The sequence below is a fragment of the Streptomyces sp. RLA123 genome (assembly GCF_056270165.1).
On record NZ_JBWDOR010000003.1, the window covers coordinates 4,126,219 to 4,147,452 of the forward strand.

General features: G+C 71.2%; 22 protein-coding genes. 14 read left to right on the forward strand and 8 right to left on the reverse strand.

Annotation, left to right across the window (positions count from 1 at the left end):
• Nucleotides 1-875: 875 nt before the first annotated feature.
• Both RV983_RS18685 and RV983_RS18690 read left to right on the forward strand, forming a co-directional pair.
• A complete protein-coding gene (locus RV983_RS18685) occupies nt 876-1,964 on the forward strand; it encodes a PP2C family protein-serine/threonine phosphatase (protein ID WP_475986897.1) in 1,089 nt (362 codons plus the stop codon).
• A gap of 62 nt (nt 1,965-2,026) precedes the next feature.
• Nucleotides 2,027-3,583, forward strand: coding sequence for a SpoIIE family protein phosphatase (locus RV983_RS18690; RefSeq protein WP_475986898.1), 1,557 nt, complete (start codon nt 2,027-2,029; stop codon nt 3,581-3,583).
• A 198-nt stretch (nt 3,584-3,781) separates the two neighbouring features.
• On the opposite strand, the gene RV983_RS18695 is transcribed toward RV983_RS18690, so the two are convergent.
• Entirely contained in the window at nt 3,782-4,363 is a 582-nt protein-coding gene (locus tag RV983_RS18695; protein WP_475986899.1) for a TetR/AcrR family transcriptional regulator, read from the reverse strand.
• Nucleotides 4,364-4,502: 139 nt separating this feature from the next.
• On the opposite strand from RV983_RS18695, the gene RV983_RS18700 reads away from it, so the two are divergent.
• From RV983_RS18700 to RV983_RS18735, 8 genes are all read left to right on the forward strand, one after another.
• Entirely contained in the window at nt 4,503-5,351 is an 849-nt protein-coding gene (locus RV983_RS18700; protein ID WP_475986900.1) for an alpha/beta fold hydrolase, read from the forward strand.
• A 673-nt stretch (nt 5,352-6,024) separates the two neighbouring features.
• Nucleotides 6,025-7,422, forward strand: coding sequence for a carboxylesterase/lipase family protein (locus RV983_RS18705; protein ID WP_475986901.1), 1,398 nt, complete (start codon nt 6,025-6,027; stop codon nt 7,420-7,422).
• Between the two features lie 122 nt (nt 7,423-7,544).
• Entirely contained in the window at nt 7,545-8,003 is a 459-nt protein-coding gene (locus tag RV983_RS18710) for an acyl-CoA thioesterase (protein WP_475986902.1), read from the forward strand.
• Between the two features lie 397 nt (nt 8,004-8,400).
• Entirely contained in the window at nt 8,401-8,778 is a 378-nt protein-coding gene (locus RV983_RS18715) for a hypothetical protein (RefSeq protein ID WP_475986903.1), read from the forward strand.
• Nucleotides 8,779-8,786: 8 nt separating this feature from the next.
• The gene (locus RV983_RS18720; RefSeq protein WP_475986904.1) at nt 8,787-8,921 is read left to right on the forward strand and encodes a hypothetical protein; all 135 of its coding nucleotides are present in this window, start codon (nt 8,787-8,789) and stop codon (nt 8,919-8,921) included.
• A 29-nt stretch (nt 8,922-8,950) separates the two neighbouring features.
• On the forward strand, nt 8,951-9,193 hold the full coding sequence (locus RV983_RS18725) for a helix-turn-helix domain-containing protein (protein WP_475986905.1): 243 nt from the start codon (nt 8,951-8,953) through the stop codon (nt 9,191-9,193).
• 89 nt (nt 9,194-9,282) lie between these two features.
• Nucleotides 9,283-9,951, forward strand: coding sequence for a TetR/AcrR family transcriptional regulator (locus tag RV983_RS18730; protein ID WP_475986906.1), 669 nt, complete (start codon nt 9,283-9,285; stop codon nt 9,949-9,951).
• 131 nt (nt 9,952-10,082) lie between these two features.
• Complete coding sequence (locus RV983_RS18735; protein WP_475986907.1) at nt 10,083-10,658, forward strand: TerD family protein; 576 nt, start codon at nt 10,083-10,085, stop codon at nt 10,656-10,658.
• Between the two features lie 130 nt (nt 10,659-10,788).
• On the opposite strand, the gene RV983_RS18740 is transcribed toward RV983_RS18735, so the two are convergent.
• Nucleotides 10,789-11,406 carry an FMN-dependent NADH-azoreductase gene (locus RV983_RS18740; RefSeq protein WP_475990371.1) on the reverse strand — a complete coding sequence of 206 codons (618 nt, stop codon included), beginning with the start codon at nt 11,404-11,406 and terminating at the stop codon, nt 10,789-10,791.
• Between the two features lie 129 nt (nt 11,407-11,535).
• Here RV983_RS18740 and RV983_RS18745 point away from each other — a divergent pair, with 129 nt between their 5' ends.
• On the forward strand, nt 11,536-11,922 hold the full coding sequence (locus tag RV983_RS18745) for a winged helix-turn-helix transcriptional regulator (protein WP_475986908.1): 387 nt from the start codon (nt 11,536-11,538) through the stop codon (nt 11,920-11,922).
• A gap of 38 nt (nt 11,923-11,960) precedes the next feature.
• Here RV983_RS18745 and RV983_RS18750 read toward each other — a convergent pair whose 3' ends face one another.
• Nucleotides 11,961-14,450 carry an ATP-binding SpoIIE family protein phosphatase gene (locus RV983_RS18750; RefSeq protein ID WP_475986909.1) on the reverse strand — a complete coding sequence of 830 codons (2,490 nt, stop codon included), beginning with the start codon at nt 14,448-14,450 and terminating at the stop codon, nt 11,961-11,963.
• Between the two features lie 119 nt (nt 14,451-14,569).
• Here RV983_RS18750 and RV983_RS18755 point away from each other — a divergent pair, with 119 nt between their 5' ends.
• The 3 genes from RV983_RS18755 (at nt 14,570) to RV983_RS18765 (ending at nt 17,480) form a co-directional block, all read left to right on the forward strand.
• On the forward strand, nt 14,570-16,042 hold the full coding sequence (locus tag RV983_RS18755) for a DUF2252 domain-containing protein (protein ID WP_475986910.1): 1,473 nt from the start codon (nt 14,570-14,572) through the stop codon (nt 16,040-16,042).
• 243 nt (nt 16,043-16,285) lie between these two features.
• Nucleotides 16,286-17,098 (forward strand): hypothetical protein, encoded by an 813-nt coding sequence (locus tag RV983_RS18760; protein ID WP_475986911.1) that lies wholly within the window; start codon nt 16,286-16,288, stop codon nt 17,096-17,098.
• A gap of 49 nt (nt 17,099-17,147) precedes the next feature.
• Entirely contained in the window at nt 17,148-17,480 is a 333-nt protein-coding gene (locus RV983_RS18765) for a rhodanese-like domain-containing protein (RefSeq protein WP_475986912.1), read from the forward strand.
• A gap of 33 nt (nt 17,481-17,513) precedes the next feature.
• On the opposite strand, the gene RV983_RS18770 is transcribed toward RV983_RS18765, so the two are convergent.
• The 5 genes from RV983_RS18770 to paaA are packed head-to-tail and all read right to left on the reverse strand — an operon-like array spanning nt 17,514 to nt 21,098.
• Nucleotides 17,514-18,593: a 2Fe-2S iron-sulfur cluster-binding protein gene (locus tag RV983_RS18770; RefSeq protein WP_475986913.1), complete on the reverse strand. Its 1,080-nt coding sequence runs from the start codon at nt 18,591-18,593 to the stop codon at nt 17,514-17,516.
• A complete protein-coding gene (paaD, locus tag RV983_RS18775; RefSeq protein WP_475986914.1) occupies nt 18,594-19,097 on the reverse strand; it encodes a 1,2-phenylacetyl-CoA epoxidase subunit PaaD in 504 nt (167 codons plus the stop codon). It lies immediately after the preceding gene.
• Complete coding sequence (gene paaC / locus RV983_RS18780) at nt 19,091-19,807, reverse strand: 1,2-phenylacetyl-CoA epoxidase subunit PaaC (RefSeq protein WP_475986915.1); 717 nt, start codon at nt 19,805-19,807, stop codon at nt 19,091-19,093. The genes paaD and paaC overlap by 7 nt, the downstream gene beginning before the upstream one ends.
• On the reverse strand, nt 19,804-20,097 hold the full coding sequence (gene paaB / locus RV983_RS18785) for a 1,2-phenylacetyl-CoA epoxidase subunit PaaB (RefSeq protein WP_475986916.1): 294 nt from the start codon (nt 20,095-20,097) through the stop codon (nt 19,804-19,806). Before paaB ends, paaC begins: the two co-directional genes overlap by 4 nt.
• Nucleotides 20,094-21,098 carry a 1,2-phenylacetyl-CoA epoxidase subunit PaaA gene (gene paaA / locus RV983_RS18790; protein ID WP_475986917.1) on the reverse strand — a complete coding sequence of 335 codons (1,005 nt, stop codon included), beginning with the start codon at nt 21,096-21,098 and terminating at the stop codon, nt 20,094-20,096. Before paaA ends, paaB begins: the two co-directional genes overlap by 4 nt.
• Nucleotides 21,099-21,234: the final 136 nt, after the last annotated feature.

The following is a 21,234-nucleotide window of genomic DNA, read 5'->3' on the forward strand; positions in this document are numbered from 1 at the left end:
GTGCAGTCCCCCGTTGTCGGGTCATTGCGCCATCACGCCAGTGGCGTAGGGGACTTCGCCTTCAACGTCATGGCGTTGACGCCCTCACCGCAGCCGCCTGGGGACGGTTTACCGAGCCGGCGTTCGGCCTGTACGGCGCCGAAGGCCGCTGCGCACACGAGCCCTTGTGGCCCTTCCCGGCGTCGTCAGCGGCCGACTGACCCGCGTCGCAGGTGAAACCGCCATGGCCGCACCGGCCCTCAGGGCCGCGCGACCCAACCCGTTATCCCAACCTGCAGAGGACCTCGGCGACATGCGATCGCCTTTCAAGCTCCTTGCGGTGAAGCGTGGTTGGATATCCCACTGCGCGCCTGCTGTGCCGGTCCGGATGTATGGGGCAACGACTCGCTTGACGTGTCGAGCCGCACGTCGCACAGTTGGAATCGCATCCCGATAAAACACTTCACCATACGGAACAGTGAAGGATGGCGGAGCTGTGATCCCTGTGATCCAAACAGAGCCCCGCATGCACCGAAGACATCACAGCACCGAGTTGCACTCTCGAATGTGCTCCCGCCTCTCCGGGACGCAGACCGGTGACCCCTTTGCGGCGCTGCGAGACTTAGTGAGCGGCGATGCAAAGGGGTGCTGACCCCTCACGTCTTTCCCGCTGACCGGGCAATCACCGGTTCCACGGCCGGCGGGCTCTTTGGGCCTCAACTCACCCTTCCACGCCGCGATGGCACGAAAGCCGCGCCATGTTGATACGACACCTTCCTTCCAGGAAAATCGGGCCGCTCCCCAGACTCGTGATGCCGCACTTCCCGCGCACTGCGTCCGGCCCCGGAAGCCCCAAGCGGCCGAAGAACCACGGCCGCGGCACCGGGTCCTCGGGCTTGCGCGGCCAGGCTGTGCCTCCGCTCCTGCTGATCGCGGCCATCACCCTGGGCGCGTCGTTCGCCCCCCTGGCGGTTCACTTGTCCCCGCTGCTCGTGGCGGCCCCCACGTGCACGGGAACGTTCGCACGAACACGCTTCACGAGCGTCGTCGCGCTCCTGGCAGCCGCGGCGGTGTTTCTCGTGGACCGCCACGACGGCCTGCTCCACTCACCGCTGCTGCCCATTCACATCGGCGCGGTCCTCATCGTCTCCGCGTTCGTCATCGCCTCCCGGGCGGTGCATGACCGCGACTTGCGTGAATTGACCCAAGTACGGGCCGTCTCCGAAGCAGCCCAACGAGTACTGCTGCGGCCGATCCCGGCGGAGCTCGGCCCCCTCCACGTCGCCTCGATGTACCGCGCCGCGGCGGCACACGCACTGGTGGGCGGCGATCTGTACGCAGCCGCCCGCACCGGCCAGGCCACACGCCTCCTTATCGGAGACGTCCGCGGAAAGGGCCTTCCGGCCATCGGTGACGCCTCCGCCGTCCTCGGCGCTTTCCGGGAGTCAGCCGAGCGGTACCGCACACTCCCGGAGCTTGCGGCCTCCCTGGAACGCAGCGTTCGCAGGCACCTGAGCGAGCTGACCCCTGTCGACCCCGACAGCAGCGAGCGATTCATCACCGCCCTGCTGATCGAACTCCCTGACGACGAAGAGATCGTCAGGGTGGTCAGCTGCGGGCACCCGCCGCCTCTGCTGCGGCAGGGCAGCCAGGTCACCCTGCTGCCCGTCACCTGCCCCGCCCCGCCGCTGGGGCTCGCGGCAGAGAATCCCCACGCCTTCTGCCTCGACACTGTTGCCTTCGGCCCCGGAGACACGCTGCTCCTCTACACCGACGGCCTGGCAGAGGCCCGCGACCCCGCCGGCGACTTCTTCCCCGTCCTCGATCGTGCCGAGAGATGGACCTGGGACTGCCCCAGCCGCCTCGTCCAGCACGTCGGCGTCGATGTGGACCGGCATGCGGGCGGGAAGCTCCACGACGACCTGGCCCTTGTCGCCGTCCATCATCCAATGCACCCCGTCCACTGCGAACAGGCGTCACCGTGAACGTCCACAGTCCGAAGGCCCGCACGCCCGCGCAGAGAATCCCGAACCCTGCGCCGCACATCATGCGCATCGTCTCGCAGGCACTGCGCACGACAGCAGAGAGGACGGTGACGAGGATGGCGGCGCCCGGACTCCTCCTGTTCCGGCACCCGAGTGCACTGCTCGCCGTCTATCTGGCCGCGGCCTGCGTACTGCAACTGAAGGCCTCCGCAGTGGGCCTGGTCCCCTGGTCGGACTACTCGGTGCTGGCGCCCCTGATGGCGGCAGCCCTGCTGCCCATCAGACAGACCCTGGTCGTGGGAGCTGCCACGCTGGCAGCCAGTGTGGCCATCTACGGTTTCGCGATCCCAGGGGTGTCGGAGGGCGGCCGGGTGGTTGTCATCACCGCGGCCCTCCTGTCTCTGAGCATGAGCGTGGTCATCTGCCGAGTCCGGAGCCGCCAGAAGGCGAGGTGCGCCTTCGCCGTACCTGCCCCGAGCGGTGAGGAGAGGGGCCGCATCGCCTCCGCAGCACGTCAGGACACCGGCGATCTGTGCGCGTTCCTGCTGGTCGGGGGACCACCGCCCCGGCGCCTGCCGCAACCGGCAGCCGTGGAACTCGCATACGGCCGGTCCGACGACGGAAGGCCGCAGGCCCATTGGCTGGACGCGATCCCCCTGCCCGGAGCCCGGGTGGCGCTGGTCGCCGGCAGCGTGACCGAGGACGGAGAACCGGCCCCCACCCTGGTGCCCGAACTCCGCGCCGCGGTACGGACGCTGGCGGACATCGACATGCGTCCGGACGAGACGCTCACCCACCTCCAGGACGTCCTTCACCGGCTGCAACCGGACGACGGTGCCCACGACGTCACGGCAAGCTGCCTGTACACCGTCTACGACCCCGTCACCGCAGACTGCACCCTCGCCTGCGCCGGCCACCCCGCCCCCATCGTCGTCAGCCCCGAAGGTGTGACCATCGCCGTCGACCTTCCCTCCGGAACACCGCTCGGACGCGCACGGGCACATGTGGCGACCGCGGAGATCCGGCTCAGCGAAGGCAGCGTGCTCCTGCTGCACACGCCCTCCGCGAAGCCAACCGGGTCCGAGGCCAGGACCGATGGATCCACCGTGCCCGAACGACGCATCGAGCCGCAGTCCTCGCTCGCAGCCACTTGCCACACCGCCCTGAAGGCCCTTGCGACAGAGGGTGGCCCCCGTCAACTGCGTGTGCTCGCTGCACGGACCCGCAGACTCGACACCACCACCGTGGCCACGTGGGACCTCACCGCCGATCCAGCGGCCGTCTCCGCCGCGCGCCGATATGTCACCGCCCAGCTGACGGCATGGGGCCTGGACGAGGCCACCCCCACCACCGTCCTGATCGTCAGCGAACTGGTCACCAACGCCATCCGCCATGCCCAGCCACCGCTGCATCTCCGCCTGATCCGCTGCGACACCCGTCTCACCTGCGAAGTCACCGACGGCAGCACCACCACCCCGCACCTACGCCGCGCCCGCACCCTCGACGAGAGCGGCAGGGGACTGTTCATCGTCGGCCAACTCACCTGCCGCTGGGGCACCCGCCACCATCCACAGGGCAAGACCATCTGGGCCGAGCACACCCCGCAGAACGAGGCATAGAAACGACATGGGAAGTGACACCCCGCGCGTCGCCGTGCCGCCACCGCCAGTGTGGGTACCGGAACCGCCGGCGTGCGGGGCGCGCGAGCGCTCCAGCAGTGCCGGAGATACAGCGGGACTTGGGTGGCTTCCGGGCTCCGTTCCGGCGTCGGGCGGCGTCATGGATGCCGTCCGAGGCCGGATCGCGCAGGGGCGGGTTCAGCGGTCGTCGGCGAGGGCCCGCATGAGGGTTTCCAAGGTGGCATCGAGGACGGCCCGGGCGTCCGCGCCCGGGGGGAGCGCACGGGCCACAGTGACCGCGCCGACGATGGAGGCGATCATGGTCCAGGCCTGCTTGGTCTGTTCCCCGGGCGTGCCGTGCATGGCGGGAGCCAGGGTGGCGACCAGGTCGGCCATGTGGCGGCCGTAGGTCTCGTGGACGGAATCGCCCGCCCGTGCGACGTCGGCGCTCAGGGACGGCATCACGCAGCCGCCGGCGGGATCGGTGCGGTGCAGGTCGCTGAGGTAGAGGCGGAGTACGTCGGCGAGCCGGCGGCGTCGTTCGGCGGGGTCGGGGTCGGCGATGCCGGCGAACTGAAGGCCCAGTTCGGCGGCGACGACCTCTTCGAGCAGTCCTTCCTTGCCCGCGAAGTTGGAGTAGATGGCCCCTGAGGTGACGTTGGCCGCGGCGGCCAGTGTGTCGACCCCGACGGCGTGGAAGCCCTTCTCCTTCAGCGTGCCGGAGGCTTCCCGCAGGATGGCCGCCTTGGCGTGCGCCTTGTGGTCTTTGGAGTACCTCATACCCCGGTTCCCTTCCGCTCCTGCCGTGTGGGTCTTGAACTCCTACAGGTATAGAGTAGCGGTCGTTATATAACGAGCGCTATTCTATGGATGCCGGGCAGCCCTCTGCCGGCACCGATGACGAGGGAAGGACTCCACCATGTCCGCAGCAACCGCAACTTCTGCTCCGACCAGGACCGTTGACGTCGCAGGGACCCCGTTCGCCTACCGCGAGGTGGGCACGGGCGAAGGCGTTCCGCTGGTCCTCCTGCACCACGTGACCGCGGTGCTGGACGACTGGGACCCCGCCGTCGTCGACGGCCTGGCAGCCGAGCGGCGCGTCATCCTGGTCGACCTGCGCGGGGTCGGCCGCTCCGGCGGGACCACCCCCGACACCTTCGAGGCGATGGCCGACGACACCGTCGCCTTCCTGGACGCCCTCGGCCTGGAGGCAGTCGACCTGCTCGGCTACTCCCTGGGCGGCATCGTCGCCCAGGTCGTCGTCCAGCAGTACCCCGACCGCGTCCGCCGGATCATCCTGGCCGCCACGGCGCCCGCCGGCGCCCAGGGTCCGGCTGCCACCGGCGCCACGCTCCAGGCAGCAATCCAGAAGGCGACCGAGCAGGGCAAGCACCCCAAGCACTTCCTGTTCTTCGAGCCGTCGCAGGCCGGCCAGGCAGCCGCGGACTCCTTCCTCGCCCGCCTGGACCAGCGCACCGCCGACGACCGCGACACCCAGATCTCCAACGAGGCCATCGGCGCCCAGCTCGCCGCGCTCACCACGTGGGAGCAGGACACCTCGCCGGCCGGCCTGGCAGCCGTGAAGCAGCCCGCACTCGTCGTCAACGGCGACAACGACACGATGTGGCCCACAGCGGCCGGCACCCTCCGCCTCGCCCAGCTGCTCCCCGACGCGAAGCTCGCCGTCTACCCCGACTCCGGCCACGGCGGCATCTTCCAGTACCACGGGATGTTCGTGCAGCAGGCTCTGGACTTCCTCCGCAACTGACACCGACACACCGGGGCAGTCCTCAACCCCTGTCCTGAACCGCCGTCCAGGCGGCCGCGCTTCGCGTCCGCCGCTGGGCGCGACCGCAGCCCCCGACTCGGGTGAGCAGCACCTGCCGGCACCTGGACGGCAAGCTCCCAGGAGTGACGGGGGCTCCGCGCCTCTCATCGGCCAAGTCGGCCGCCGGCAAGACCCCGGACCCCGCCCGGCTCGGACCACGGGCGCGGCCTGGGTGCTGGGAGGGTCCTCGGCTCCGGCTCGGTCTTTGCGCACGGTGCTCGCAGCGGACCCGTCAGCGGCTCCTGTTGTGGAAAACGTCCCGGTCAGTCTTCCAAGTGGCGGCTTTCCAGGGCTGTTGGTTGCACTCAAGCCCCCCGTCCCCTGTACGAAACATCGTTGAATCCGGTCTCTCCATTGAACGATCCGGGCGCGCCGATCGGCGAACGGCAGCCGTCGTTTCGGATGGGCAATTCGGATGGGCAATTTGGATGGGCAATCGGAACGAGGGGCTGCGGTGGAAAGGCCAACACGAACGCGGAGACCGTGTACGCCGGCTCCGCGACTCGGGATGCTGAGCCGAACTTTCATTCAATGAAAGGTTTTTGCTGCCCGCCGGCCCGGAGGTAGCATCCGGACGTTCGTATTCCAATGGAGAGCGGAGCCGGGCTTCAGCATGGAAAACATCATCGTGCAAACGATCCAGGGCGCCGTGCGAGGCGTAACGGACAAGGGTGTCAGCGTGTTCAGGGGCATTCCGTACGCCGCGCCTCTCGACGGCCCCGGGCGTTTCCAGGCACCGCAGCAGCCGCAGCCGTGGGACGGTGTCCTCGACGGTTCCGCTTTCAGCGCCTCGCCCCCGCAGGCCCAGATGCCTCCTTTGCCGGCGCTGTGGCAGCCGGGTGACGATGCCGACTGCCTCACCGTGAATGTCTGGACGCCCGATCCCGGGGCAGCCGGTCTCCCGGTGATGGTCTGGCTTTATGGGGGAGCGTTCATTTTCGGCTCCGCGAGCCAGCCCGAGTTCGATGGCGCGAACCTGGCCCGCTCGGGCGTCGTGCTGGTGACCTTGAACTACCGCACGGGCTTCGAGGGCTTGGGCTGGCTGCCGGACGCGCCGCAGAACCGGGCACTGCTCGACCAGCTCGCGGCCCTGCGCTGGGTGCAGGAGAACATAGCGCGCTTCGGCGGGGCCCCGGGCAACGTGACGATCTTCGGGCAGTCGGCGGGAGGCAGCGCCGTGGCGGCGCTGACGGCCGCCGAGGCCGGCCGCGGGCTGTTCGGCCGGGCCATTGGGCAGAGCGTCACAGCGGCTTTCCTGCCTGAAGAACGGGCGCGCGACACGGCGGAGCGGATCGCGGCGGCGCTCGGTGTCCCGCTTACTTCCGAGGCCTTCGCGGGCGTGGCGTCCGAGGCGATCCACGCCGTGCAGTCCAGGGAGGGCGAGGTCACTCCCTACGGACTGGTGGTGGATGGGGATGTGGTGCGTGACCAGCCCTGGCGCGGCCTGCGTGCGGAGGTCGACCTCATGACCGGGTTCGCCCGTGACGAGTACCGGTTCTTCGCCATGGCGATGAACGAAAACCTGTCCGCCATTGACGTCGCTGGTGTCGCGGCGGCGCACGACGTTCCTCTCGACGGCTACCGAGCCGCGTACCCCGGCGTCTCCGATGCCGATCTGTACATCCTCATCCAGTCCGACGCGTTCTTCCGCATGCCATCGATGTGGTGCGCTCAAGAGCACTCCGGTCGCAGTTGGTGTTATGAGGTGACCTGGCCGACCCCGGTGTTCGGCGGGGCGCTCGGCGCTTGCCACCTGCTCGACGTACCGCTGGCATTCGGCAACTTCCACGGCCCGATGGCGGCCATGCTCTTCGGCGACTCACTCCCGCCGGAGGCTGTCGGCCTGGCAGAGGAGTTCCGCAGGTCGTTGACGGCCTTCGCCGCCACTGGCGACCCCGGCTGGCCGCAGTACCGGAAGAGTGAGGCGCTCACGCAGATCTGGGACGTGCCCGTCTCAGTGGCAGCCGACCCCGTGTCGGCGTCCCGACAGATCTGGGCGGACAAAATGTAATGCCCCGGGGAGCCTGTCAGCGGGTGTGCGTCTTCCGGGCCGGCATCGAATATTTCGGCGGGGTGAGGGTTGATCGCAAGGCGGTTATCCACAGCAGAAACCGACACACGAAGGACTTCGTCATGGTTGACGCCAGTGCATCATCTCTCGTATCCGATTCCTTCGACTACGGCGTCCTGGTGCCTCTGGATGTCTACTTCGACGATCTCGACGCGTACGGGATGCTGCACAATTCCCGTTACACCGTGATGGTCGAACGCGCCTGGAACACATACGCGTTGAGTCTGGGATTCGGGGCATCCGACGAGGCCGTGCCGACCCTCTACGTCGTGAAGGCGGTCTCCATCGTCTTCGACCTTCCTTTGACCGGCAACGGGGCAATCGCCGTCCACCTCTGGACCGGGCAGGTGGGAAGCACATCGGCAACGACCGGCTTCCGCGTGTGCAGCCGCGATGGCAGCAACACGTATGCACACGGGACGCGGACCATCGTGAAGGTGAGTGGGGAGACGATGCGGCCCACCGAATGGTCTGAGGGCCATCGAGCGGGGTTCGAGCGAATCCAGGGCCCTGAAGCCTGACTGCACCGATGTCCTGCTCAGCCGGCTGCGGCGGCCACCTCGACTCCCCGACCCGGGCGGGCTCCTGGCTGCGGCGCGGCGGTGGGCATGGGCCCCGACCACCCCGGACCGGTTCTTCACCGCCGAGGTGTCCGGGGTGGGCATGGGCCCCGACCACCCCGGACCGGTTCTTCACCGCCGAGGTGTCCGGCGAGATCCCGGCCGTAGCGCCAGTGTGCTTCGTCGGTGCCCCACGGACAGATGAAGCGGGTCTCGCCGGTGGCGAAAGTCACCGAGGGGGCCCGCTTGTCGCGTTGGCCGTTTGACGGGCCGTCCGGTCTGTCGTCGACCGTGGTCGATCTCGAAATGAGTGGAGTCACCCGGCCGGTTCCGGCCCTGTCCGGCTCGCGTCCCACGGGTGGGGCCCGGGGCGCCCCCTCCTACCGGTCCGCCCCCGTCCCCCTCGGCCGGGGCCCGCGCCGAGGCGACCCACCACCGCCAGCGCGGGCGCCGGGCGCTGGAGGCGCTGCTGGCCGGCCGGGTGGGCCCGCCGGACGTCGCGGAGGCCGCGCGGGCACTGGACCTCCCGGAGACCGGCCGCTTCGTGGTCGCCGTCGTGCGCAACACCTCGCGCCGCCCCCGGCCGGGCCCGGCGCGCAGCGGCACACCCACCGGGGTCTGGGTGCGCCGCACCTTCCCGCTGGGCGGCGAGGTGCTCCTGGCCGAACTGGGCGATCTGCCGATCGGCGACTTCGCGTCGGCCTCGGCGTGCCGGACGGGGCGCGGGCCGGCCTGAGTCCCCAGGTGGTGCGGCTCGCCGACGCCGCGCACGCCCGGGACCTCGCCGAACCGGCCCTGCGCACCTGCACCCGCGACGGGGAGGTGGTGCTCCGGGAGGAGTGGATCCCGGACGCCCTCGTCGCCTCGGACCGGCTGTGAGCCGGTGAGCCGGTGAGCCGGCGGGCCGGGTGCGCGGACCGCTGCGGGACCTGCCGGACGAGGAACGCGATTCCCTGCTGGGCACGTTCGCGGCCTGGATGGACTGCGAGGGATCACCGCGCACCGCCGCGGAGCGCATGGACTGCCACCGCAACACCGTGCTCAACCGGCTGCGCCGCCTCGAACTGCTCACGGGGCGGCGGCTCGCCCACCCCCGGGACCTGGTGGACCTGACGCTGGCGCTGGACGTCCTCCGCACCGACGCCGCCTGAGCGGCACTTGGCGGGTGATAGGTTCTCACTTCGCTGTGCGGGTATAGCACGGATAGCCCGGCGGCGTGACGGACGGAAGGCGGCGGATCATGGCGGACCCGAGGACGACGACCCCGCGGGAGCGGTACCGCAGCCAGGTCCGCGCGGAGATCAAGGAACGTGCCTGGGAGCAGATCGCCGCCGCGGGGGCCTCGGCGCTCTCCCTCAACGCGATCGCCAAGCAGATGGGTATGAGCGGCCCGGCCCTCTATCGCTATTTCGCCGGCCGCGACGACCTGATCACCGAGCTCATCCGGGACGCCTACCGCAGCCTCGCCGACGCCTTCGCGGCCGCCGCGCGGGCGGAGCCGGGGCTGTCCGGCCCGGCGCACGCCCTGCGCCGCTGGGCCCTGGAGGACCCGCAGCGCTACTTCCTCGTGTACGGCACACCCGTGCCGGGCTACCAGGCGCCCGACGATGTCACCGGGATCGCCCGGGAGATCATGGCGACGCTGCTCGACGCCTGCGCCCAATCACCCGCCGCGGCGCCCGCGGCCTCCCCCGGCCCGGCCCGCTCCGCCCTGGACGAGCACCTGGCCGCGCACCGGGAGTGGGCCGGCGGGCACTCCGCCCCGGAGGCGGGGCTGCGCCGTGCTCTGGCGGTATGGACGCGGCTGCACGGCGTGCTCTCCCTGGAGCTCGCCGGCCACTTCGCCGGGATGGGCTTCGATCCCGCGGTGCTCTTCGCGGCGGAACTGGAGAGCGTACGGGCGCTGTGACGAGCCCGGCTGCGGCACTCAGGTGAAGCAGCGCCGCGCCGGGAACCCGCGGGGGAAGCGGCCCGTTGAAGGCGATGGGCAAAGGAATCGTCAAGGGGCGCGGCCCGCGCCGGATTGAGCAGGGAGATCCCATGGGTGTCAGCCTTTCCAAGGGCGGCAATGTCTCGCTGACCAAGGAGGCCCCGGGACTGACCGCAGTCACCGTCGGTCTCGGCTGGGACGCGCGCACGACCACCGGCACCGACTTCGACCTCGACGCGAGCGCGCTGCTGGTCAACGCCGACAACAAGGTCGTCTCGGACAAGCACTTCATCTTCTTCAACAACCTCAAGAGCCCCGAGGGCTCGGTGGAGCACACCGGCGACAACATCACGGGTGAGGGCGAGGGCGACGACGAGCAGGTCAAGGTCAACCTGGCGACGGTCCCCGCCGAGGTCGAGAAGATCGTCTTCCCGGTGTCGATCTACGACGCCGAGAGCCGTCAGCAGTCCTTCGGCCAGGTCCGCAACGCGTTCATCCGCGTGGTCAACCAGGCCGACAACAACGAGCTCGCCCGCTACGACCTCTCGGAGGACGCCTCCACCGAGACCGCGATGGTCTTCGGCGAGCTGTACCGCAACGGCGCGGAGTGGAAGTTCCGTGCCGTCGGCCAGGGGTACGCCTCCGGTCTTCGCGGCATCGCGCAGGACTTCGGCGTCAACCTCTGACGCCCCGCGCCCTCGCGGGCGCACGTACGGAAGTGTTGTCGAAGGGCCGCGTGGCAGATGCCACGCGGCCCTTCGGCGTGTGGGGGGTACCGCGGCTCGGGGGTGTCGCGGTCGGTCGGGGCGGAGCGGGTCAGGCGGCGATGCGCGAGGCGAGCTCCTTGGCCTTGGCCCCGGCCTGCTCGTGGGCGGTGGCTCTGGATGCGTCGGAGAGGTCGACCAGGCCGGCCATCGCGGGCACGACATGGGCCAGGGTCAGCTCCGGAACGATGAAGTGCAGTTCCTTGATGCCGAGGCCGGTGGTGAGCACCTTCTCCAGGTAGTTGGTGACGAACTCGAAGTCGGCGCGCGGGGTGCCCGGGCCGTAACCGCCGCCGCGGCTGGCGACGACCACCACCGGGGTGTCGGCCGCGGAGGGGTGCTCACCCGCGGTGCGGCCCAGGATGATCACCTGGTCCAGCCATGCCTTGAGGGTCGACGGGATTGTGTAGTTGTACATCGGCGCGCTGATCAGCACGGCGTCCGCGCGCTCCAGCTCGTCGGCGAGCTCGCCCCGGACCGGGTTTTCGGACCCCGCGCTGTAGGCGGCGGCGTCGATGTGCGGCACGGGTTCGGCGGAAAGGTCCCGGTAGATCACCTCGCCGCCCGGGTGCTGGGCCTCCCACTCCTTGCGGAAAGTGGCGGTGACATCACGGGAGGCGGAGCCCTCGGCGGGCCAGATGGACGAGTCGATGTGCAGCAGCGTGGGCATGGGGGTGCTCACTTCCTTTGACTTCCCTTCGAACGAAAGATTCGCAGCTATGACTTAGTGCGTAGCTATTGCTTCCACAGGAGCTTACTTTTTTGCAGCCCCTAGTGGCGAGGGCGGTATCGTGGGGGCATGGCACAGGGGATCGAGCAGGCGGACCATCCGCCCGAGCAGTGCGCACGCGTGGACAGCGGCCTGACGCGCGTGTTCGGGCTCCTCGGGAAGCGCTGGACCGGCCTGATCGTGGCCGTTCTCACCCAGCGGCCGGCCTACTTCGCCGAGCTGCGCCGGGCCATCCCCGGCATCAGCGAGCGCATGCTCTCCGACCGGCTCACGGAGCTGGCCGAGGCCGGGCTACTGGTCCGCGAGGTGGATTCCGGGCCTCCGCTGCGGGTCAGCTACCGGCTGACCGAGGCGGGCGAGGCCCTCGGCCCGGCCCTGGGCGAACTCGGCCGCTGGGCCGAGAACCACCTGCCCGGTGAGTCCCCCTGCAGCGAGCTCGGATCCGGCGCCTGCTGATCGCCGCCGCCCAGGATCCGGGCAGGTCGGCGGCCCGCTCAGGAGGGCAGCGGCAACTCGAACCAGACGACCTTGCCGACGGCCTTGCGGCTGGTGCCCCAGCGGCGTGAGAGGTTGCTCACCAGGGCCAGCCCGCGGCCCTCTTCGTCGTCGGCGTCCGCACGGCGCAGCTGCGGCAGGTTGTGGTCGTCGTCGCTCACCTCGACCAGCAGCTTGCCGACCCGCATCAACCGCAACGACACCTCGTGCGACGCGGCCCGCAGCGCATTGGTCACCAGCTCGCTGACCAGCAGCTCCGTCAGCTCACCGAGCCCCTCAAGGCCCCACTCCGCCAGCTGCGCACGGGTGAGCGCCCGCGCCCTGCCGACGTCGGACGGGTCCATCGACAGCTGCCACTCGGCGACGTCCTGCGACGGAACGCCCTGGAAGTTGGCGACCAGCAGCGCCACATCGTCGCGCCGGTCGTCGGAGTGGACGCGGCTGAGGATCTGCTCGCAGACGTCCTCCGGGGTCTGCTGCGGCTCGATGACGTTGGCGCAGAGCGCCGCCAGGCCGGCGTCTATGCCCTGCCCGCGCACCTCCACCAGGCCGTCCGTGCACAGGACCAGCCAACTGCCGTCCGGGACCGGGATCTCCACCGTCTCGAAGGGCACGCCGCCCACCCCGATCGGGGCGCCCTTGGGGATCTGCAGCAGCTCGCTGCGGCCGTCGTGCCGGGACAGCACCGGCGGGATGTGACCGGCGTTGGCCAGGGTCAGGGTGCGGTGGATCGGGTCGTAGACCGCGTACACGCAGGTCGCCAGGTGCTCGGCGCCGAGACGGTGGGCGAGGTTGTCCAGGTGGCGCAGCAGCTGGGCGGGCGGCAGGTCGAGCGCGGCCATCGTGATCACCGAGGTCCGGAACTGGCCCATCACCGCGGCCGACAGCAGGCCGTGCCCCATCACATCGCCCACGATCAGCGCGACCCGGCCGCCGGGCAGCTGGATGGCGTCGAACCAGTCGCCGCCCACCTGGGCCTGGCGGTCACCGGGCATGTAGCGGTGGGCGATCCGCACACCGGGCAGGCGCGGCGGGCGGGTCGGCATCATGCTGCGCTGGAGCGTGGCCGCGGCCCGCGACTCCATCCGGTGCAGCCGGGCGTTGTCCAGGTGGACGGCGCCGCGCGCGGCCACCTCGGAGGCCGTCGCGGCGTCCTTGGCGTCGAAGGGACGCCGGCCCGGGTGCCGCAGGAAGCACATCCGGCCCAGCACCGTGCCGCGCGCCGTCAGCGGCACCACGATCATCGAGCGATCCGGCAGCAGCGGCCCGAGCCCCGGTACGCCCAGGTCCAGGGCGATGTCGCGGGCGATCGCGGGGTCGATCACCGGCACGACCAGCGGTTCCCCGAGGCGCGGGGTGCTGTCGGCGGGCAGCGGGATCAACTCGCCCTCCGGCAGGGCGGCCGCCCACGAGCCGGGGGTCGCCGCGGTGTGCGCGACCGCCACCCGGCGGGCGACGATCGTGTCCCCGGCCCGGTCGTCCTTGGGCAGCTCGGTGTCGGAGAACAACTGGTCCACGACGAGCACCGCCGCGAAATCGGCGAACCGCGGCACCGTCACCGAGCACAGCTCCCGCGCCGTCGTCTCCAGGTCGAGGGTGGAACCGACCTTGGCACCCGTCTCGCGCATCAGCGCCAGCTGCTCGTCCAGCACATGTCCGGGGGTGAGCGCCGGGGCGAGCGCCGGCGGCGTCCCGTCGGTGCGCGGGCCCGGGAGCAGTTCGCGGTACGCCGGGCGGGTCGTCCGGGCCGTGCGGCCGGTGCCGGGGTTGGCGGGCGCCGCCCGCACCGCGCCGGCCTCGTACTCCTCCGGCAGGACGGGCAGCGGCAGGGTGCCGTCCACCTCCACCGCCGGATATCCCAGGGGAACGATCTGCTGCATGATCCGCTCCAGCCGGCCCGCGCTGACCCGGGGCAGCACCGAACCGAGCCGGCCGGCCAGATGGCCGGCGTGCCCGGGATCGGGGACCGGGGCGAGGCGGGCGGTGACGCGGACGCCACCGCGCAGCGCCGAGCTGTCGGCGGTGTACGGCAGGAGGCGGTCGCCGAGCGCCAGGCGGGGCCCGGTGTCGCGCAACGGCCGGGCGTTGGCGGCGATCAGCAGCAGGCTGCGGCCGGCCGGCTCCATGATCCGGTACGACCACCACATCACGTCCTTGACGGCGCCGTCGCGGTCGGTGGCGGGCAGGCTGCCCGCCCACGCGGGCTCCGTGAGGTCGTCCAGCAGCTCCAGGACGTCCTGCCCGGTGGCCATGGACCGGCCGGGCCGTGCCGCTGGTCCGGACGGCCCTGCGGCGCTCGGGGCGTGGGGCAGCAGACCGGTCGACGGGCGGCCGAAAACGCCTTCCCAGCGGTGCCCGAAGAGTTCCTCGGCGCCGCGGTTCCAGTACGAGATGTCCCCGTCGGGGTCGACACACACGACGGCGAGGCGCAGCAGGGCGGAAACACCCGTGGCCGCGAGCGCGGTGGCGGTGGCAGGGAGCCTGGTCATCTCATCCAACGTCGGGTACCTGCGGTTCGGCTGCGGTTCGGCGCGGAAGGCTGAAGGAGCAATCGGGGGCGGTTCGTTCGTGTTCAGGCAAGCATGAAACAACGGACGCGGTCCGGTAAATGGCTAGATTGCCCCCAGGAGTGACCAACCGGGCATGGCCCGAAGGGGTGGAGACACGCGTGGAGCAGGTGCAGCAGGCGGAGCACAGAATTCCGCACATCCCGGGATTCGCGCGGTGGCCGCACGACGGCGCCCCCAAGCAGGAGGGCCGGGCCCTGCGCCGGAGGGTGCCGCGGGAGTCGCACGCCGAACTCGCACCCGAGGACGGCCGGGACGGGGCCGTGGAATCGGTGCTCGCCTCCGGCGAGGGGCGCATCCCCGGCCTCGTGCCGCTGCGGGTCGGGCGGATGGCCGCGAGTCCCTTCGCGTTCCTGCGCGGCTCTGCCGGACTGATGGCCGGCGATCTGGCCGGCACCCCGGTCACCGGCATCGGCACCCAGATCTGCGGCGACGCCCACGCCGCCAACTTCGGCCTGTACGGCGATCACCGCGGTCGCCTGGTCATGGACATCAACGACTTCGACGAGACCGTGCACGGCCCCTGGGAATGGGACGTCAAACGGCTCGCCGTCTCCCTCGTGCTCGCCGGACGCGAGGCCGGCGCGGACGAGGACATCTGCCGCGGCGCCGCCTTCGACGCGGTGGGTGCGTACCGGCGCACCATGCGGCTGCTGGCGAAACTGCCGGTGATGGAGGGCTGGCACGCCATCGCCGACGAGGAACTGGTCACCCACGCCGATGCCCGCGACCTGGCCGGCACACTGAGCCGGGTGGGCGAGAAGGCGCGGCGCAACACCAGCGCCAAGTTCGCCGCCCGGGCCACCGAGCCCGACGGGGGCGGCGGACGGCGCTTCGTCGACGCGCCTCCCGTGCTGCGGCGGGTGCCCGACGCGGAGGCGGCGGCCGTCGCGGGCGCCCTGTCCCTGGAGGGCTATCTGGCCACGGTCGGCGAGGACCGGCGGCCGCTGCTGTCCCGGTACGCGGTGCACGACGTGGCGTTCCGGGTGGTCGGGACGGGGAGCGTGGGCACCCGCTCGTACGTGGTGCTGCTCCTGGACCACCACGGGGAGCCGCTGGTGCTTCAGGTGAAGGAGGCGCGGCCCTCGGTACTCGTGCCGCACCTGGCGCGGGCCGGCTTCGACAAGCCCGTGGCCGGGCACGAGGGACGGCGTGTGGTGCTGGGGCAGAAGCGGATGCAGGTCGTCAGCGACAGCCTGCTGGGGTGGGCGGACGTGGAAGGGCGGCCCTACCAGGTGCGGCAGTTCCGCAACCGCAAGGGCAGCGTCGACCCCGCGTCGCTGCAAGCGGGGCTGATCGACGACTACGCGCGGATGACCGGGGCGCTGCTGGCCCGGGCGCACGCGCACAACGCCGACCCGCGGCTGATCGCTGCGTACTGCGGCAAGGGCGAGCAGCTGGACGAGGCGGTGGCGTCGTTCGCGGTCGCGTACGCGGACCGGACGGAGGCGGACCACGCGGAGCTGCTGGCGGCGGTACGGGCGGGGCGGATCGCGGCGGAGACCGGAGTTTGAGGCGGTGGTGCGGGGGCGCTCGTGGGCGGGAGGGGCTGACCAGGGTGGTCCGGGGGCGGTCGGGGGCGGTTCAGGGCGGTCCAGGGGCACGGTCTCCGGGGATATCGATGGGGGCGGCCGAGTGCGCTCATGTGCGCGGGGCGCGCGCCGGGGCGCACAGGAGCGCACTGTCGGGGCACGCGGGGCGTGAGTAGGCTCACGGACCTTGTGACCGCCACCCGTTCGGCCTCGTAGGCTGGACCGGTGAAGAAAACCTCCGGCACTGAAACGACCGCCGACGCCTCCTCCGATCCGCAGGACCGGCTGGCGCAGGCCGTGCGGGCCGCTGAGCGCGCACTGATCGAGTTCGAGATCGCGGTGGAGACCTTCCGGGTGGAGGTCGAGAACTTCTCCCGGCTGCATCACCAGAAGCTCGGGCCCATGTACGCCCGGCTCGACGAGCTCGACGCGCTGATCGCCGAGGCCGTCGCGGCCAGGAGCGGCGACCGGGACGACATTCGCCGCGCCTGGGAGGCCCGGGCCCTGGTGATGCCCATGCCGGGGGTCGAGGAACTGTTCGGGGGCCTGCTCGGCTCCGACGGCGTCCGCCCCAGCGAGGACCCCAGCCCGCCGCGCCGGGTCCGGCCCGGCAAGGAGGCGCAGCGCCTCTACCGCGAGCTGGCCCGCAAGGCGCACCCGGACCTGGCGCAGGACGAGGCGGAGCAGGAGCGCCGCAGCGAGTTCATCGCCCGGGTCAACGAGGCGTACGCGTACGCCGACGAGGAGCGTCTGCGCGAGCTGGCGGCCGAGTGGGAGGCCGGTCCGGTGCCGGAGGAGCAGCAGCCCAGCGAGGGCGAGGTCCTCTACGCCCGGCTGGAGTGGCTGGCGCAGCGCAAGGAGCAGCTCGCCGCCTCGGCGGCGGAGCTGGAGGAAAGCGCGATCGCGCAGATGATGAAGCTCTCCCCGGACGATCCGGACAGCCTGCTGAACGAGATCGCCGAGAGCCTGCTCAACCAGGTCGCCAACCGCGAGGCACGGCTCGCGGAGCTCGTCCGGGCCGGGAAGAGCCCCGAGTAGCGTCCGGGGTACGGTCGGACCGCACGCCCTATCCGAAGGAGTCTTTCCCATGTTCAACGCCCAGCTGCCCGCGGTGGACCCCGTCCACGTGCCGGCCGACGGCTACCTGCTGGACGTCCGGGAGCACGACGAGTGGAACGCCGGGCACGCCGAGCGCGCGGTGCACATCCCCATGGGTGAGGTCGTGGCCCGCCTCGCGGAGCTGCCGGAGGACCGCCGTGTGCACGTGGTGTGCCGGGTCGGCGGCCGTTCGGCGCAGGTCGCGCAGTACCTGCTCGCGCAGGGGATCGACGCGGTGAACGTCGACGGCGGCATGCTCGGCTGGGAGGCCGCGGGCCGTCCGCTGGTGGCGGACGGCGGCGACCAGGCCTACGTGCTCTGAGCCTGCGGCCGGATGGTCGGCCCGGGCGCTCGGTCAGGCGTCGAAGTCCACCTCCACGGAGGAGGTGACCGGGTGCGACTGGCAGGCCAGTACGTATCCCGCCTCGATCTCCTCGGGCTCCAGGGCGAAGTTGCGGTCCATCCGCACCTCGCCCGAGACCAGCCGGGACCGGCAGGTCCCGCACACCCCGCCCTTGCAGGCGTACGGCGCGTCCGCCCGGTTGCGGAGCACCGTCTCCAGCACCGACTCACCGCCCTGCGAGGGCCAGCTGCCCGCCCGCCCGTCGAGGGTCGCCCGTATGGTGGCGCCCTCGGGGACTCCGGCGATTGCGGCGGCCACCGGTGCGGCGTCCACGTGGAAGATCTCCTCGTGGATGCGGCCGCGGGCCACCCCCAGGCCGCGCAGCGCCCGCTCGGTGCCCTGCACCAGCCCGTAGGGCCCGCACAGGAACCAGCCGTCGATCCGCTCGACCGGCAGCAGGGACGGCAGCAGACCGGTCAGCCGCTCCTCGTCGAGCCGGCCGGACGGCAGACCCGCCTGCTGCTCCTCGCGGGAGAGCACCGTGACCAGCTGGAAGCGGTCCGGGTAACGGTCCTTCAGGTCGGCGACCTCTTCGAGGAACATCGTGGACGCCGCGGTCCGGTCGCTGCGTATCAGGCAGAACCGGGCATCCCGCTGACGGGCCAGCAGCGTGGAGGCGATCGACAGCACGGGGGTGATCCCGCTGCCGCCCACGACCGCCGCGAAGTGCCCTGGGCGCGGGTGGAGGACGAAGCGCCCGGCCGGGCTCATCGCCTCCAGGACATCGCCCACCGCGAGTTCCTTGTGGGCGAAGGTCGAGAACTCGCCCTCCTCCACGAGCCGCACGCCCACCCGCAGGGTGCGTGGTGCGGCCCCGTGCGGCGCCGGGTCGCACAGTGAGTACGTCCGCCGTATCTCGCCGCCGTCGGTCGTGCGACGCAGGGCGATGTGCTGGCCGGGGGTGTAGCGGTAGATCTCGCCGAGTTCCTCGGGCACTTCGAGGGTGACGGCCACCGCGTCGTCCGTGAGCCGGTCGACCTCGGCCACCCGCAGCGGGTGGAAGGCGCCATGCGCCCCGGGGACGGGTGCCATCTACAGCTCCTTGAAGTGGTCGAACGGCTCGCGACAGCTCTCGCAGCGGCGCAGCGCCTTGCACGAGGTGGAGGAGAAGCGGTTGAGCAGGACGGTGTCGAGGGAGCCGCAGTGCGGGCAGCGCACCGCGAGCTCCAGCGGTATCGGCCCGCCGCCGGACGCGGCCGTCCGCGGGGGAGCGATGCCGTATGCGGCGAGCTTGCGGCGGCCCTCGTCGGTGATCGCTTCGGTCGACCAGGGCGGTGAGAGCACGGTGCGGACCGACACCTCGGTCATGCCGCGCTCACGCAGCACCTGCGTCACGTCCGCGGCCATGGTGTCCAGGGCGGGGCAGGCGGTGTAGGTGGGCGTCAGCTCGACCTCGACGCTGCCGGGGCCGGTGAGGTGCACATCCCGGAGGATGCCGAGGTCCTGGAGGGTGAGGACGGGCAGCTCGGGATCGGGGACGGCGCCCACGGCAGCGCGCAGCTCCGCCTCCAGTGCGCTGAGCCCGGCGGTCACCATGTCGCCCCCGGGTGCGCGCGGTGGAGGTGCTGCATCTCCGCGAGCATCCGCCCGAACGATTCGGTGTGGACGCCCTGCCGGCCGGCCCCGGCGGACCAGGGCGTCACGCTGGGGCCCTCGGGGAGGGTCAGCGTGGCCCGCCCGAGGACGTCGGAGAGGGCGGCGAGCCAGGGTTCGCGCAGTTCCGGGAGGGCCACCGGCAAGCCTTCGACGGGCTGGAACATCTCGCCGGTGTAGCGCCACAGGGAGTCCAAGGCACGCTGCATCCGTGCGTGGCTCTCCTCCGTGCCGTCGCCGAGGCGCAGTGTCCACTGGACGGCGTGGTCGCGGTGGTACGCGACCTCCTTGACGGCCTTGCCGGCGAGCGCGGCCAGGCCGGTCACCTCGGGCCCGCCCTTGGCGTGGGCCAGTTCGCCGTACATCAGCTCCTGGTGGAGGGAGAAGTAGAGCTGGCGGGCGATGGTATGGGCGAAGTCGCCGTTGGGCTGCTCGACGAGCTGGAGGTTGCGGAACTCCCGCTCCTCGCGCAGGTAGGCGAGTTCGTCCTCGTCGCCGGCGAGGGAGAGCAGGACGCGGGCCTGGCCGAGCAGGTCGAGGCCGATGTTGGCGAGGGCGACCTCCTCCTCCAGGACCGGGGCATAGCCCGCCCACTCCCCCAGGCGCTGGGCGAGCACCAGCGCGTCGTCCCCCAGTACGAGTGCGGCCTTCACAGGTGCTCCACTCCCTCGGGGATCTCGTAGAAGGTCGGGTGCCGGTAGGGCTTGTCCGCGGACGGGGCGAAGAAGGGGTCCTTCTCGTCGGGCGAGGAGGCGGTGATCTCGGTGGACGGGACCACCCAGATGGACACGCCCTCGCTGCGCCGGGTGTACAGATCGCGGGCCTGCCGCAGCGCCATGGTGGCGTCCGGGGCGTGCAGGCTGCCGGCGTGGGTGTGGCTCAGTCCGCGTCGGCTGCGGACGAAGACCTCCCACAGCGGCCACTCCTGGGCGCTGGTCGTCATCGCTCTCCCCCTTCGTGCCCGGCCGTACGACGGGCCGCTCGCTGCTTGGCCGCGTGGGCGACGGCTGCCTCGCGGACCCACGCGCCCTCTTCGTGGGCGGTACGCCGCTGGGTCAGGCGCTGTTCGTTGCACGGCCCGTTGCCGCGCAGGACTTCCTGGAACTCGGTCCAGTCGATGGCTCCGTAGTCATGGCAGCCGCGCTCCTCGTTCCACCGCAGGTCGGGATCGGGGAGCGTGAGGCCGAGGATCTCGGCCTGGGGGACGCAGATGTCCACGAAGCGCTGGCGCAGCTCGTCGTTGGAGTGCCGCTTGATCTTCCACGTCGTGGACTGGGCGGAGTGGGCGGACTCGCCGTCCGGCGGGCCGAACATCATCAGCGAGGGCCACCACCAGCGGTCGACGGCGTCCTGGGCCATGGCGTGCTGCTCGGCCGTGCCCTTGCTGAGGGCGAGCAGCAGCTCGTACCCCTGGCGCTGGTGGAAGGACTCCTCCTTGCAGATGCGGATCATGGCGCGGGCGTACGGGCCGTAGGAGCAGCGGCACAGCGGCACCTGGTTGGTGATCGCGGCGCCGTCCACGAGCCAGCCGATGGCGCCGACGTCGGCCCACGTGAGCGTGGGGTAGTTGAAGATCGAGGAGTAGCGCTGTCGGCCTGCGTGGAGCTTGTCGAGCAGCTCGTCGCGGCTGACACCGAGGGTCTCGGTCGCGCTGTAGAGGTAGAGGCCGTGCCCGGCCTCGTCCTGGACCTTGGCCATGAGGATGGCCTTGCGCCGCAGGGAGGGCGCGCGGGTGATCCAGTTGGCCTCCGGCTGCATGCCGATGATCTCGGAGTGTGCGTGCTGTGCCATCTGCCGGACCAGCGTGGCCCGGTAGGCGTCCGGCATCCAGTCGCGAGGCTCGATCCTCGCGTCAGCGGCGACCGCCGCGTCGAATGCGGCGAGGAGTCCGGATTCCGTTTCGGCGGTCTCCGTGCTCTCCTCGGCCGCGGCCGCTGTCGTCATGCGAGGCCCCTTCCTCCCGACCGACCGATCGTTCGGTTCAATGTTCGGGGGTGCCCGGGAGGGTGTCAAGGCCGGGCGGGGCCTGTGGAAAACTGCGTGCGCGGGGCGCCGGGGAGCCGTGGCTCGGTACCGAAGA

Excerpts from the sequence above, each read along its gene's own strand:
- RV983_RS18695 (WP_475986899.1), bottom strand. The coding sequence starts at position 4,363 with ATGAGGTACTCCAAAGACCACAAGGCGCACGCCAAGGCGGCCATCCTG.
- RV983_RS18700 (WP_475986900.1), top strand. The coding sequence starts at position 4,503 with ATGTCCGCAGCAACCGCAACTTCTGCTCCGACCAGGACCGTTGACGTC.
- paaD (WP_475986914.1), bottom strand. The coding sequence starts at position 19,097 with ATGGTGACCGCCGGGCTCAGCGCACTGGAGGCGGAGCTGCGCGCTGCC.
- RV983_RS18710 (WP_475986902.1), top strand. The coding sequence starts at position 7,545 with ATGGTTGACGCCAGTGCATCATCTCTCGTATCCGATTCCTTCGACTAC.
- RV983_RS18745 (WP_475986908.1), top strand. The coding sequence starts at position 11,536 with ATGGCACAGGGGATCGAGCAGGCGGACCATCCGCCCGAGCAGTGCGCA.
- RV983_RS18740 (WP_475990371.1), bottom strand. The coding sequence starts at position 11,406 with ATGCCCACGCTGCTGCACATCGACTCGTCCATCTGGCCCGCCGAGGGC.
- paaB (WP_475986916.1), bottom strand. The coding sequence starts at position 20,097 with ATGACGACCAGCGCCCAGGAGTGGCCGCTGTGGGAGGTCTTCGTCCGC.
- paaA (WP_475986917.1), bottom strand. The coding sequence starts at position 21,098 with ATGACGACAGCGGCCGCGGCCGAGGAGAGCACGGAGACCGCCGAAACG.
- RV983_RS18735 (WP_475986907.1), top strand. The coding sequence starts at position 10,083 with ATGGGTGTCAGCCTTTCCAAGGGCGGCAATGTCTCGCTGACCAAGGAG.
- RV983_RS18705 (WP_475986901.1), top strand. The coding sequence starts at position 6,025 with ATGGAAAACATCATCGTGCAAACGATCCAGGGCGCCGTGCGAGGCGTA.
- RV983_RS18730 (WP_475986906.1), top strand. The coding sequence starts at position 9,283 with ATGGCGGACCCGAGGACGACGACCCCGCGGGAGCGGTACCGCAGCCAG.
- RV983_RS18750 (WP_475986909.1), bottom strand. The coding sequence starts at position 14,450 with ATGACCAGGCTCCCTGCCACCGCCACCGCGCTCGCGGCCACGGGTGTT.
- RV983_RS18755 (WP_475986910.1), top strand. The coding sequence starts at position 14,570 with ATGGCTAGATTGCCCCCAGGAGTGACCAACCGGGCATGGCCCGAAGGG.
- RV983_RS18765 (WP_475986912.1), top strand. The coding sequence starts at position 17,148 with ATGTTCAACGCCCAGCTGCCCGCGGTGGACCCCGTCCACGTGCCGGCC.
- RV983_RS18690 (WP_475986898.1), top strand. The coding sequence starts at position 2,027 with ATGCGCATCGTCTCGCAGGCACTGCGCACGACAGCAGAGAGGACGGTG.
- RV983_RS18770 (WP_475986913.1), bottom strand. The coding sequence starts at position 18,593 with ATGGCACCCGTCCCCGGGGCGCATGGCGCCTTCCACCCGCTGCGGGTG.